Genomic DNA, 13497 nt, shown 5'->3' on the forward strand with positions numbered 1-13497 from the left:
AGAGGCTTTAATGGCTGGTCCTTCATTTCACATGCAAGCGTTCCCTGCTAACTCCTACATTATTGTAGAAGGGAAAAAAGAAGCGAACGATTTCTATATTGTCAGGGAAGGGAAGGTAGGTGTAGGAAGAGAAAACCCGGTTGTCGGTGAGGAACCTACCCAGATTTTAGGACCCGGAGACTTTTTCGGTGTGGTGGCTGCTATGAGTCAACACCCTCAAATCGAAACAGCTCGTTCTCTTACAAAAGTTTCTCTAATAGCGGTCAGTTTCGACCAGTTCGGAACCCTCATCCAGAGGAATACTCCGGTAGCCATGAAGATTATCCGCTATTTCTCTATGAAGCTACGTCAGTTTGACCAGACGATTTTACGCCTTTCTTTTAGAAATGCCCCTGTAGATGACCTGAACCAGCTTTATCACATGGGAGAATACTACTATTCACAGGGAAATACAGAACACGCGACTTATTCCTTTCAAGCTTACCTGAAATACATGAAGAATGGGAAGTTTTTAACCCAGGCTAAAATGAAACTTCAGGGATTAGGTCAGCCCTTTGCTACTCCTCCCATTGATTTAACCAAGTTTAACCGCCGTTATAAAGATAATTCCATGATTTTCTGTGAGCATGAGCCCGGAAAAGAACTCTATATCATTCAAAATGGAAAAGTAAAGATTACTAAAATTGTAGATAATAATGAAGTCATGCTTGCTGTACTCCAGAAAGGGGATATTTTTGGAGAAATGGCTATTCTGGACAATGCTCCCCGCTCGGCTTCTGCAATTGCCTTCGGAGATGTGGACCTCTTAGCTATTAATAAGGCAAACTTCGAGGGAATGGTAAAAAAACAACCCCAGTTGGCGACCAAGATTATTACCCTGCTCTCAGAACGTATCTGGCACGCTTATAAACAGCTCGCTAACCTTATGATTACCGATCCGGCAGGAAGAATTGCCGATACTCTACTTACCCTTGTTGAGAAAAACCGTATTAAAGTTGGACCGAAAGTCGCCCATACTTACGATGTAGGTGTTCGCGATGTTCTAAAAATGGTTGGCCTGGCCGAAAACCGGGATGAAAGAATATTTCTCGATCTTTTAGCTAAGAATAAGTTTTTAAAATTAGACCAGGGGAAAATTCGCTGTCTGGATCTTCATGAGCTGGAAAAGCTGGTGAATTATTATAAGAAAAAATCCCAGATGGAGAAAAAACTCCAGAAGAATTACCGCTAAATCTGAAACAAGGTATCGTTTACAACTTCAAGGAAGCTTTATCCTTTTTATGTGCAAGGGATAAGGCTACAGCCGGATTAATCGATTCGGTAGGAGATTGTCGTTTTCAATCCATAGGTAACGCTTACTATACACTGATTAAATCTGTCATTGCCCAGCAGCTCTCTCTACAGGCAGCAAGAGCCATACAGGAAAGATTATTTAAAGCCTGCGGTGTAAAACGAAAAAACACTCCTCCTTCTCCCTTAAGCCTTTTAACAATCGATGAAGAAACTTGCAGAAAACAGGGCCTTTCCCGTACAAAAACAGGAACTCTAAAACGAATTGCGGATAAATTTCATTCCGGGGAATGGACAGAAAAAAAACTCCGGACATTAGCAGATGATGAACTAAAGAAAGAGCTTTGTTCTGTGAAGGGAATCGGACCCTGGACGGCGGAAATGGTGATGATGTTTGCCCTGAACCGTCTCGATATTTTTTCGATTGGAGACCTGGGGCTTCGCCGGGGAGTTGAAAAGATCTATGGCATACCGAGAGAAAACAAATCGGAAATTGAAACTCATATAAAACGATATTCACCCTACAGGAGTATCCTTTCGTGGTATCTCTGGGAGAGTCAGGATGAAGAACCCTGGGAATAAGAAAAAAGAGCAAGAAATATTAGGAATTTCAAATTCTATCAGGCATCTGAAAGAGAGAATTATTAAACATCCCTCTCCGAACCTGCATACTTTAATTAACGGAGAGGAAGGTACGGGTAGAGACTATGTGGCTGAAATTCTATACCGAAGGTTTGAACACAGCCATCCGATATTTTATAAGATTGATACTTACTCTCTGGAAGATGAATTAAACCTCCTCATTCTGAAATTAGATAAAGAAAAAAAGATCCAAAAGAAACGGGGGGAAAACCCGACTATAGATTCGCTTTGCTTGTATTTGGATAGTATTGAAAACATGTCCGAAAAAGAGCAGAATGTTTTGTATCGTCTTTTAGATAGGGGGCTTTTTCTCTCAGATAAAAAGAAAGAGTATAGCTTTAAAAATATATTCTATTTATTTTCTTCTAAACCGGTAATTGCGAACAAACTCAAAGATAATTCGTTTCGACCGGAACTGTTCCGTATCTTAGCTTTATATAAATTAGAAATTGTACCACTTCGGGAAAGGAGAGAGGACATTCCGATTCTTGTAAATTTTTTCTTAACTGAATTTACAAAAAAATATAATAAAAGCCTGGGAAAACTGGCTGACGATCTGGCCCAGTTTTTACGAACCTATCATTGGCCTGCCAATGTGGCCCAACTAAAAAATCTTTTAGAAGGAATGGTTGCCATTGCTTCCAAAAGAACTCTCAGTTTAAAAGAGCTTCCTCCCGGTTTTCTTTCGGATGCACCTCTGCCGGGTGGAAAACTTCAAATTGTTCCGGGTATAAGTCTTTTCGAATATGAAAAAAATATTATAGAGATCAATCTACAATTTGTAGACGGAAACAGAGAAAAGGCAGCCAAACTTCTGGGAATCTCCGAAAGAACCCTGTATAGGAAAATTAAAGACTTGGGATTGTAGGAATTTTGTTATTGTAGTTCTATAAAAAGGAATAAGGAAGTAAGGAGGAGCTTATGAGTCCTGATTTTTTAAGATGTACGGGGGACTTTTGTCCAATAAAAGAACATTGTCTGCGTTATACAATGCTTGTGGCCGGGAGGCAGGATTTTTTCGGAAAGCCCCCTTTTCACTCTGAAACGGGTACCTGTGATTATTATAGAGAGGATAGACCGGATGCACAGAGGATACAGGAAGTTGCCTATTTCTTCTGGCAAAAGGAAGGCTGTCCACAAAACAAGGATTTGGAATTCTGGCTGAAAGCTGAACACTGGCTTCTCGCTTTAAACCGGGGAGAAATTTAGAATATTTATATATTCTAACTTTTCTAACTTTTCTAACTTTTAAAATCTGTAGTGTCATGGCAGATGACTCTCCATGACGCTACAAACTATTAGTTGATTATTCTGATTTTTTCTGAATAATTTTTCCTATCCCTTCCGAACCGATATTTAAGAACACGCTTTCCAGCTTCGTTCCCTGTAAAAGTCTTGCAAAAACATCAGATACAGACTCTCCACCCAGTATGGCCAGAGGAGACATAGACTCTGCCACTTTTTGTAAGAGTTCTTTGTCGGAAAAGGATTGCAAAGCTGCAATTAAATCCGGAGAAATCGCTTTTGCTTTTTCTGCAACAGCACGAATCTGGGCAGCCAGTTCTTTTTCGTTCAGTTCCTGTTGTTTGGTTCTAAAATACAGATCCTGCTCGTTACTCACTTTCTCTCTTTCTAATTGCAGAGTTTTTACTTTGCCATAGATTTCTTCTTCCTGATACTCATTATTCAACTTTAATTTGGCTGCTTCTGTTTCGGAAAGAATCTTAGATACTTCTAATTCTTTCTTCTTTTCCACTTCCTCTTTATCATAATCATACAGAAGTTTACGCGTGCCGTACTGGGCTTTTGCTGTTTGCTGCTTGATATTTTCCAAAAATTTGGTAATTTCTAAACGTGATTTCTCACGGGTAAGAGTTGCAGATTCCTGTATCAAAGTTTGTTGGGCTTCCATCAGTAACTTGGCAATATTTGTATCTAATATCTTAATATTCAAAACTTCTGTATCATAGACATGCAGGTTATTTTCCTGGAAAAGATAACCCTTATATTCACTTCCTAATATTGTAGAGCGAATGATTTCAAAAGCATTGGTATAGAAATCATTTATGGTGTAAGACTTTACCTTGCTTCTGAGAATGGAACGGAAACGGTCTGTTAAAAACTTTACGTAGTTCTCAACATTAAACCATTTGGCCGGCTCTTCTACAAAATTCATCCTGTAAGAAAGGGCAATAGATACCCGGACAAAATCCTTTGTTTCCACCTCAAGAGTGTCAGAGATTTTATTATTTAGAACCCTGAGATACACATCCTGCAATAGATTTTCGTCCGACTTGGGGTTTCCGGTAGAAAGAGAAAAGACCTGAACTTCTTCATCATATTCTAATAGATAAGTTTTGGGCCCGACCACAACTTTTCTTTCTCCCGTTTTTCCAACCACCATAATGGCATAACCCGTCCAAATACTTAAGGAAACTGCCCCATCATACTTGGTTTCGAGAGTAATCGTTCTCGGAGGAGTATAGGCCCTATTTCTCTGGAAGGTATCTCCTGAGAATTTTTCCATAGTGCCCATGCCTTCATCATCGGCAGCCAGGATTTCTTCCATTTCCTGCATAGGCGAATCTTTCTTCTTAGCTTTACCCTTGGCTTGCTGAATCTGCAATTGCTTTCTTAGTTCTTCGTTAACTTCTTTGGCTCGAATATTACCGGGAAATAATAAACTTACTTGCTTATCACTGAGGATTCGGCGAATAATGACTTCCTTTCTCGGATCCGGCAAGAGCATATCCGGGCCTCTATGGAGACTCACTTCCCCGGTTAAACGATTCATCACGTACCTGGCTTCTCCGGCAGGAATGGCGACCGCGTAATGGATTTCATTGGTTCCGTATTTGATGATAGCATGTTCCTTACGCGGAAAATAGATCATCATATCATTACCGGTAATAAAGAGTTCATCTCCTTCTTTATACTCCTTTCCGCCTTCGGAGTAGGGAGCTATCACTTTTATATAAAGCCCTTTGATTTCACTCAGCTCGATGGCTCGAAATTTACGGATTCCATCGGTTTCAATAAAAGACTCGGTAGGTTCCGGAAAAACGACCTCCGGTCCGCGAACATAACGCTTGTTTCCGTTCTCATCTAAAAGAATACAGTATTCCAGACGTTCGAGGGTTACAGCTTTACGAATATATTCCCCTTTTTCGCCTTTCACTACTTCAATACCGGTTGGAGGAATATAAAAAGAAATATCGGTTCCCTTTATAATGATTTGCTTTCCGAGAGTCAGTTTACTAACATCGAACTGACTACTTCCACTCTCATCTTCGGATTGACTTTTTATAACGGCTTTATTCCAGTTTTCTCTTGCTGCTTTTTCATCATATACCCGAACCAGAAGGTATTGGTTGGAGCGTAAATGATGCCCTTTTACAACAGCCACCATTTGCCCCGGCCAGAGAGCAAATGAAACCGGACCCGGTATATTAATCTTATGACCGACATTGAGTTCCAGCATACTATTGACAGTACCGGTTTTTGGATGAGAATCATCTTTGGATGGGTTTTTTAGGGTCAAATACCAGCCTTCCGGTGCAATAGCAAAAGGAAGAATGGATGTTTCCAGGATACACTTTTCAAAGCGCTTGGATTTCATATCAAAGGTAATGGGTTGGTCGGTAGTAGATAAGCTCGCTTTATAGGGTCCTACGTAAACATTGATATTACCCTTGGTCTGGTCAGAAATAAAGGCATATTCATTGGGTGATAAAATAAGGTCACGTTCTCTTTGTCTTTCTTCAGGCATAAGTTTCTCCGGGCTGATTGATAAAATAAGCCTATAATAGGGATAAAAGCTTTACAATAATTTTTTGGTTTTTTTAAAATTTTCCAGGCCTAATTTTTTAGGAGAACAGGTAAAGCATCGAAAAATTCCTGATTAAATATTGTATCTATTTCTTCTTGAAACTGATCTGCTTTTGTCGGAAAAATTGAGAGCTGACTCTCTTAATTCAGGAAGAAAAAGGCTTTTCAGTTCTTCTATTTGCAAGATAAAGGTACCATGAAAACAAAGTTCAATTTCTTCGAAATCGTGCAGGAAGGAAATATTGCTATCCTTTATCTTAATAAACCTGAAAAACGTAACGCCATGGACTGGGATTTTTGGTCGGAACTCCCGGATGCTGTAGCAGAAATCAATGGAGAGCCTTCTATCCGGGCCTTTATTATCGCTGCCAGGGGAAAATCCTTCTCTACCGGTCTGGACATAGCCAGTTTTACCGCTCAATTCAAAGATATTCTCCACAGTAAAACTGCCGATTCCAGGGCCAGGCTTATGCAGCTTATACTTGATATGCAAAAAGGAATCAATGCTGTTTATGATTCCAATAAGTCTTCGATTGCGGTCGTACATAAACATTGTATTGGTGGGGCGCTTGATCTGATATCCGCCTGCGATATGCGCTACTGCACGTCCGATGCCAGCTTTTCTTTGAGAGAAATTAAAGTGGCTATTGTAGCTGACATGGGAAGCTTGAATCGCCTTCCGGCAATTATAGGACAGGGAAATACGAGGGAATTAGCTTTGACCGGAAAAGACATTTCCTCAGCAGAAGCTTTACGTATGGGTCTTGTTTCTAATATACTTCCGAGCTTTGATGAAGCAATGGATTATGCAAGAAAAGTAGCCAATGAAATTGCTGAAAACCCAATGTTTGTTCAGGTGGGTGTAAAAGAAGTTATGAGAGAACTAACAACAAAAACTTTGGAAGAAGGCCTTCGTTATGTAGCTCTCTGGAATTCGAGTTATTTGTATTCCCACGAGTTTGATGTGGCTATGGAATCATTCCATAAACGGAAAAAACCCGAATACAATAAGTCCTGAGACAATAATAACCGGGCTAATGCCCGGTTTATCTTCACCAAACTTATACCGATAAAATTGGAAAACGATAACTGTACCTCGGATCCAGACCGTAAGAATCGAGGTGGAAAGAAGGCGGAACTCTCTCTCTTTTCCACTGGGAACGTTTAAAAAGAGAAATGAAGCGGTCAATATGCTTCATGAGTTCTAACTCACTCATATTCTTAATTTCAGGATGCAGGGCTTCAAAGATCTCTCTGTTATTCCTTCCGTTCACTACAAATTCATATTCGATTTTTTGCAATAACCAGTAGGGCATCAAATCTTTCTCGTCTTCCTGGGCTTCCGATAAAGGTTTTAATTCTGCACTGGGTTTCAGATTTATAATGGAACCGAGAGCCTCTATTTTTCCAATTTTTTTATACTTTCCCTCATGCAGGTAGCGAAGCCAGGCCAGAACAAACTCTTTGCTAACGCCGGCCAGGGGAGCCACAGAACCCGAAGAGTCCCCATCCATAGTCATGTAACCGGTTGAGCCTTCACTTCTATTTCCTGTAGAAAAGAGTAAATGATTGTGCACATTGGCTAAAAACCAGACATTCGGAGAGCGCACCCTTGCCTGCACATTTTGTAAGGGGATGTCATGGTCTTTCCAATTCAGTTCGTATCCGAGTAGGTTTTCCATCATCTTTACTATCAGTTCAACCTGTGCATCTACTTCTATATCGTGGTGAATAGCACCCAGTTCTTTAGCGAGTAGGGCCGCTGCATTTTTTGTTGTATCCGAGTTATTTTTCGTTCCCTGGTAGATAGTACAGAGATATTTAGATAAATCTAATTTAAGTTTTTCTTTCTCACTTTCCATTAACTCGGTTTCGATTCGGTGTTTCATGATATAAGCCAGACAGGCACAGGCTGCACTGTCCGCACCACCGGAAAGAGAGAGGGTATAGCCTTTCGTCTTTGTTTTTCTCATGTAGTCGAAAAGACCGAGACTCACCACCTCGGAAAATGCTTCGAAGGGATCTTCATCCTGAACCGCAATCGGTCGATTTAAGTCTTCCTGTGTATCCTCTAATTCATATTCCAGTTGTATAATCCGAATAGGTTTTGTCTTATCGTAATAGCTATCTCTAAAATATCTTGAACGGTTATGATGATTTAAATCAATATCCACTACCGTATTCAAGATTTCGTAATCGCTCATGTGATAGCGTTTTCCCTCGGATAACAATTCTCCATTTTGACAGACCATGCAACCTGCATCAAAAACAACCTTTCCCGCTTCGTTTCCATTTAAATTAGAATAAACAAAGATATTGTTTTGATTACGGGAGCTTTCTAAGAAAATTTGTCTTCTTATTTCATGTTTACCCAGGGAAAAATGAGAAGCTCCGGAGGAAAGGATGATGTTCGCTCCATTCTGAGAATGGAGGTGGGAAGTTCGATTCATTACCCAGGAGTCTTCACAAATTTCTACTCCTATAATAACGTCTCCGAGTTCAAAGAGGTAATTTCCGAAAGGAATATGCATATCATAATAAGAAACAAGTTCATGTTCATTAAAACCTTCTTTGAACCAGCGTTTCTCGTAGTGTATCCCTGTATTGGCAAGATTTTGTTTGGGGATAAAACCGGCTATTTTTCCGTCACAAATGACAGCTGCACAGTTATACAGGTAAGGAGATAAAAATACGGGTAAGCCCACTACGACAAATTTACCCACAGTATGGGGAAGGATTTTGATAAGGGAAGTCATAGCGTCTTTCCAGAGATGACTATTATAGAAGGCGTCTTCACAACCATAGCCTGTGAGACAGAGCTCAGGGAAAAGAATAATCCCGGAGTTTTCCACCTGCTTATCCTGCAGGGCATTAATAATATTCCTGCGGTTTCCCTCTATATCCAGGGGAGTCGTTTTGAGACTGATGGTACTGATTTTTATCTTTTTCATAATAACTAAGATTATAAAAATATCACTCGAATAGACCGCAAGTGATATTCCTAAAATTCCTTTGCAAATTGCAGGTTTGCAAAGTAGGTATCTCCTTTTCCGTCTTTTTTTCTGCCGGTACTCAGATTGAGGCTGAACAAATCCGAAGAAAGGCGTATTGACAGAAAAACTGGTTTCTCTGTAAAACTTAAGCGATACGGACTCAAAGATTCTCCCCCAATAAATGGGGAAAGAAAGGCATTTCTTTCGCGAGCCAATAAAAAAGCAAAATGGAAAGAATACGTTCTTAAGAAATATAAGGAATAAGAGAAATAAAGCCTGGCCTCGGAGCTTATTGATTTTTCCAGTTTTAGAGAGGCTTTGTCTCGATAATCTCTGTACATCAGGGCAAGACTATAGCCTTCTGTGCTGAGATACTGAGAAGAATAAACCGATTGCTTTCGTTGTTGAAAGGTTCCTATAACCAGTCCTGTATGTAAACTTAAGGAGAAAAGCAAGAAGTCTAAAGAAGCATAAGTTCTAAAAAAATCCATATTCCTCTGAAACAAATAGGATGTAGAAGTGAAATGGTTATAGGATATTTTTCCATATTGAACCTGCAAAAAATTGCTACCTGTATTAAAATCAGGGTTGTTGGTTTCTAAGCTATCCTTCGATTTCTCTTCCCTGTGCAGGGAGTAAACTTCGAGCTTATAGGCTGGTAGTGGATAATAGAAAATCGCATAACTTCGATAATGATCCCGATTCCCTTTTAGTTCAGCCTGTCCGTAAGCCTCTAAACCCTGTTTTTTTTCTCCCTTCAATTTTAAATTGAGATAGTTCTGTTTTGTTTCAAAGGAATATGCAAAAGTCAGAATATTAGAGGGAAAAGAAAAGAATATACCGGGGGTTTTTTCTGCAAAATCGGAAGCGAGAAAAACGCCGGGTGATAATCGGGCCGGGAATAAAGAAAAAAAAGCGGAAGCTTTTTTGGGAGAAGGAATTTTGGCCTCTTTGAGATTGGAATAAAAGTCCGGATCCGGAGCAAATAAAAAGTTCGAAAATGGACTATAGCGATGGCCTATAGAAAGATAATGATACCGGGAAGTATGATAAAAAGAAAATAAAGCTTTCTCTTTTCTTTTTTCGAGAAAGAGACCGTAGTCTTTTTTTTGAAAAGCTCCAAAAAAATTTTCCTTAGTATTTCTATCAAAACTGGTATATCGACTATCGTAGTAGCTGGTATTTAGACCTATAAGAAATTTTTTTTCTTCGCCTGGTTTTTGATTCTTTGTACCTGTTTTTTTGGGGATGTTTTGTCCGGGTCTAATAACTTTTTTTTCTTCTTTTTTTGGAAGGGCTTTATCTTTTTTTCGTTTTTCATACTGTAAAGCCTTCATAAGCTTTTGAAGTTTTAAGGGGAGGGTAGACATTAGCTTTTGGTAATTTTTCGAATCTCGACTGGCTTTTGCGATTCGAAGGGCAAAGCTCAGGGGAACTTTCTTTTGTAAAAGTTCTGAAACTGTAAAGGGATACACTTTTTTTGAAAATTTTTTTTGGGGCTTCTTTTTACTAAAAGACTTTTTTACCTGTACATGTGCTTTCTTTTTCTCCTTCTTTTCTATAACAGAAGGTAAATCAAAGAAAAAATAGATAGATTTTCCGGTCGATACAGGTTCTCTTTCTTCTTTTGCGTACAGGCAAAAAGCATATATAAAAATCAACAGGAACTGAATAAGCGAAATCAGTGCTTTCATACCTGAATAGGTAAAAAAAGGAAGGTTCCAGATGGATTTTTTGGATAAAAAATAAAAAAAAATTAGCCCGCAGTTTCTATTTTGTCCCACACAAATGTTATAGTAATTTTTAGAAAGTAAGTAGAAAAATTAGGATAAATGCTTGACAGGAACTAAATATAAAGTTAGTGATAGTTATATGTTTAGTATTCTTTTAGGTAGTTTATTATTTTTCAAAAAGCTTACATTTACTTTGAAAGAATTATGTCTAATATAAAGAGGGATGGAGGACCAAGATGATTATTCGTGCTATAGAAAGCCCGGTATACAGGAGAAGAAGAGGTGGCTTGAAAGGCAGAGGTTTAAACCCTGAGGGAGTGATGGATTCTCCCTTTCTGGGACTCACCTTTGAAGATTACCTGAAAGATCTTTTTGAAGGTCAACTGGTACAAACCGGAAACCTGTTTTCAACCGATCTTTCTGAAATGATGAGACGAAATCTTCAACTACCGGAGCTTTCTTAAGTCATTATTTTTATGAAAGATCCCCGCTCAAGGGTATTAAAAAACCCGGAGAGCCTCGAAGAATGGGAATTAATAGCTATACTCCTCGGCAAGGGAAGCCGGGGGTACAGTGTGGAGGAGCTATCTCGTACCCTTCTGGCTCGTTTTAATGGTCTTTATAACCTTCTGAATACACCGGTCAGTGTACTGGAAAAAGAATTGGGAATGGGAAAAGCAAAAATTGCCAATCTTTATGCAGCCCGCGAAATCGTGAATCGTCTCAAACTCTTTGGTTTGTTTCATCAAGAAAGCAGGTCCGGAGATTTTTATAGTATCATAGAACTTCTATTACTTCGTTCGAGAAGGGAAGTTCGAGAATGTTTCTTTTTATTAACTTTCGATTGTGAAGATAAACTGATTAACCTCGAACTGATTGCAAGGGGAAGTCTTCGAGAGGTTGGAATCTACTGCCGGGACCTGGTAAAACTTATTCTGGATGATGGGGCTGCTTCTGCTATTATTTCGCATAACCATCCCGGACATTCTTGCCTGCCAAGCCCTGAAGACCTCGAATTATTCCAAAACCTGTATTCTCTTCTTTCTCAACTTGAAGTCGAGCTTAAAGACCAGTGGATTCTGGGAAACAATGGAGTTTTTTCCTGTAAGGAGATGAAAGAATTAAGGAGTATTTACCGCCACTCCTACCATCCTTCTTCTGTATTACCTTTTCCTGATGTCGCATAATAGGAAAGAAACTCAAGCTTTCGGACTACAACTTTTTAAAGTAATTCCCTTATTTCTCAATCTTATCCGGAGCTTTTGTAAAAAATCTTTTCCGGGATCCGTTTTTTCGGTTCGATAATCTCGCATTTTTTCTTTGAAGAAGGGATTTTTTTCACAGTCTGTATACTCATAATGGCCTATGAGAAATTCTATTTTTGGATATTTTTTTAAAAGATGTTCGACCAGCGCCAGGTTCGCTTCTAACTGCTTTTCACTTAGGCCCTTCGCATGAAATCCGACATTTTCTATTCCTATACTGATGTGATTCAGGCCAATACAATGCCTTCCCATAAGAATTTCCGGAAAAATCCGGTAAATAGTCCCATCTTTATCTACAACAAAAGGTGTTCCCACATTATAGTTTCCACCGGAACGAATGTCCTCTCTACCCTGAAGTCGATTCCCGTTAAAAATTTGATAGGTGGAAGAAAAATCCTGAGTTTCGGTTGAATGAATCACGATGAAACGAGGTTCTATTTTTCCATCAGCCCTTATAAAGCCCTTTCCGTAGTGTAAATCTGCATATTCCCGGATGAGTTTGAGTCTTTCTTTCGGAGCAACGGGAATAGGTTTTTCGACAATAGATAGATTCTGGGGATAAAGCTCAAAAAAAGAAAGAAAAAGAAAATAAGGAAAGAAAAAGATTTGATTTTTTAGACTCATTCTAAAAACTCCCAAAATAAGAAAGGTTTACAGGAAAACTCTTCTTAATCTATAAATAATGAACTCAGGTCAAGGAAAAAGGAGAAAATATGAGAATAAGTATTTTGGTTTTTAGCCTCTTTGTATTTATTATAAATTGCGGGCCCTCAGAAAAGATGAAAGATTTGAAAAAAAAAGCTGAATCTTTCGGGGCAATTCCGGCAAAAATGCCCGGTTCAGAAAATGATACCCAGGATTTAATCGATCTCGGAAAAAAGCTGTTTTTTGAGAAGAAGCTTTCGGTTAACGATACACAATCCTGCAATAGCTGTCATGATGTTCTGAATAAGAAAGGCGGAGTAGATAACGAACCTACTTCTCCGGGAGCACTGGGAAAACGTGGAGACAGAAACTCTCCTACCGTTTTAAATGCCGGTTATCACACAGCTCAATTCTGGGACGGAAGAGTAGCTGACTTAATCGGGCAAGCCAAAGGACCGATTACGAACCCGATTGAAATGGGCATGTTAAATGAAGCTGTAGTAGAAGAAAAAATTACTTCTATAGCAGACTACAAACCCCTTTTCGAAAAAGCTTTCCCCAAAGATGAGAAAAAGATCTCTTATGATAATATAGCAAAAGCGATTGCTGCTTTTGAAAGAACTCTGAAAACCAATGACAGGTTTGATGATTTTATTCGCGGAGATTTTAAGGCTCTAACTGAAGCAGAACTCAAAGGCTTTGAAACTTTCATGGCAAAGGGCTGCCAGTCCTGTCACAACGGTCCGCTTTTCGGGGGAAATTCTTTCCGCAAATTAGGCCAGGTAAAACCATACGAAACAGAGGATCTCGGAAGATTTAATGTAAGCAAAAAGGAAGAAGATAAATTTGTATTTAAAGTTCCTTCTTTAAGAAACATTGCATTAACAGCCCCTTATTTCCATGATGGCAAGGTAAAAACTCTCGAAGATGCTGTAAAACTAATGGGAACTCACCAGTTAGGAATCGAGTTGAAAGATAATGAAATTAAAGAAATTGTTACTTTCTTAAATAGCTTAACAGATAAGAATAAAGAAAGATAGATAGAACGATACTCCGTACATCACCATCGGATACTTCGATATTCGATGGTGTGTTCTTCGC

General features: G+C 39.1%; 12 protein-coding genes. 8 read left to right on the top strand and 4 right to left on the bottom strand.

Annotated features, from left to right (window positions below):
* Positions 1–31 precede the first annotated feature (31 nt).
* Genes H7A25_06780 through H7A25_06795 form a run of 4 tightly spaced genes read left to right on the top strand, consistent with a single transcriptional unit; the run spans position 32 to position 3141 of the window.
* Positions 32–1231 carry a cyclic nucleotide-binding domain-containing protein gene (locus H7A25_06780; protein ID MCP5499591.1) on the top strand — a complete coding sequence of 400 codons (1200 nt, stop codon included), beginning with the start codon at positions 32–34 and terminating at the stop codon, positions 1229–1231.
* A complete protein-coding gene (locus H7A25_06785) occupies positions 1192–1872 on the top strand; it encodes a DNA-3-methyladenine glycosylase 2 family protein (protein ID MCP5499592.1) in 681 nt (226 codons plus the stop codon). The genes H7A25_06780 and H7A25_06785 overlap by 40 nt, the downstream gene beginning before the upstream one ends.
* Positions 1853–2800 (top strand): sigma-54-dependent Fis family transcriptional regulator, encoded by a 948-nt coding sequence (locus H7A25_06790; protein MCP5499593.1) that lies wholly within the window; start codon positions 1853–1855, stop codon positions 2798–2800. The genes H7A25_06785 and H7A25_06790 overlap by 20 nt, the downstream gene beginning before the upstream one ends.
* A gap of 53 nt (positions 2801–2853) precedes the next feature.
* On the top strand, positions 2854–3141 hold the full coding sequence (locus H7A25_06795; GenBank protein MCP5499594.1) for a DUF2934 domain-containing protein: 288 nt from the start codon (positions 2854–2856) through the stop codon (positions 3139–3141).
* Between the two features lie 97 nt (positions 3142–3238).
* On the opposite strand, the gene H7A25_06800 is transcribed toward H7A25_06795, so the two are convergent.
* Positions 3239–5701, bottom strand: coding sequence for a hypothetical protein (locus tag H7A25_06800; protein ID MCP5499595.1), 2463 nt, complete (start codon positions 5699–5701; stop codon positions 3239–3241).
* Positions 5702–5956: 255 nt separating this feature from the next.
* Between H7A25_06800 and H7A25_06805 the strand changes: the two genes are divergently transcribed.
* On the top strand, positions 5957–6778 hold the full coding sequence (locus H7A25_06805) for a crotonase/enoyl-CoA hydratase family protein (protein ID MCP5499596.1): 822 nt from the start codon (positions 5957–5959) through the stop codon (positions 6776–6778).
* A gap of 43 nt (positions 6779–6821) precedes the next feature.
* Here the strand turns inward: H7A25_06805 and nadE are convergent, their stop codons facing one another.
* Together nadE and H7A25_06815 are read right to left on the bottom strand one after the other, a co-directional pair.
* Positions 6822–8711, bottom strand: coding sequence for an NAD(+) synthase (gene nadE, locus H7A25_06810; GenBank protein ID MCP5499597.1), 1890 nt, complete (start codon positions 8709–8711; stop codon positions 6822–6824).
* A 50-nt stretch (positions 8712–8761) separates the two neighbouring features.
* Positions 8762–10447, bottom strand: a complete 1686-nt coding sequence (locus H7A25_06815) for a hypothetical protein (GenBank protein MCP5499598.1) — start codon at positions 10445–10447, stop codon at positions 8762–8764.
* A 275-nt stretch (positions 10448–10722) separates the two neighbouring features.
* Here H7A25_06815 and H7A25_06820 point away from each other — a divergent pair, with 275 nt between their 5' ends.
* Complete coding sequence (locus H7A25_06820; protein ID MCP5499599.1) at positions 10723–10950, top strand: hypothetical protein; 228 nt, start codon at positions 10723–10725, stop codon at positions 10948–10950.
* A 12-nt stretch (positions 10951–10962) separates the two neighbouring features.
* Entirely contained in the window at positions 10963–11673 is a 711-nt protein-coding gene (locus tag H7A25_06825; protein ID MCP5499600.1) for a DNA repair protein, read from the top strand.
* A gap of 12 nt (positions 11674–11685) precedes the next feature.
* Here H7A25_06825 and H7A25_06830 read toward each other — a convergent pair whose 3' ends face one another.
* Complete coding sequence (locus tag H7A25_06830) at positions 11686–12375, bottom strand: N-acetylmuramoyl-L-alanine amidase (GenBank protein ID MCP5499601.1); 690 nt, start codon at positions 12373–12375, stop codon at positions 11686–11688.
* An 89-nt stretch (positions 12376–12464) separates the two neighbouring features.
* Here H7A25_06830 and H7A25_06835 point away from each other — a divergent pair, with 89 nt between their 5' ends.
* Positions 12465–13436 (top strand): cytochrome-c peroxidase, encoded by a 972-nt coding sequence (locus H7A25_06835; GenBank protein ID MCP5499602.1) that lies wholly within the window; start codon positions 12465–12467, stop codon positions 13434–13436.
* Positions 13437–13497 lie beyond the last annotated feature (61 nt).

This window comes from Leptospiraceae bacterium (genome assembly GCA_024233835.1).
GTDB lineage: Bacteria > Spirochaetota > Leptospiria > Leptospirales > Leptospiraceae > JACKPC01.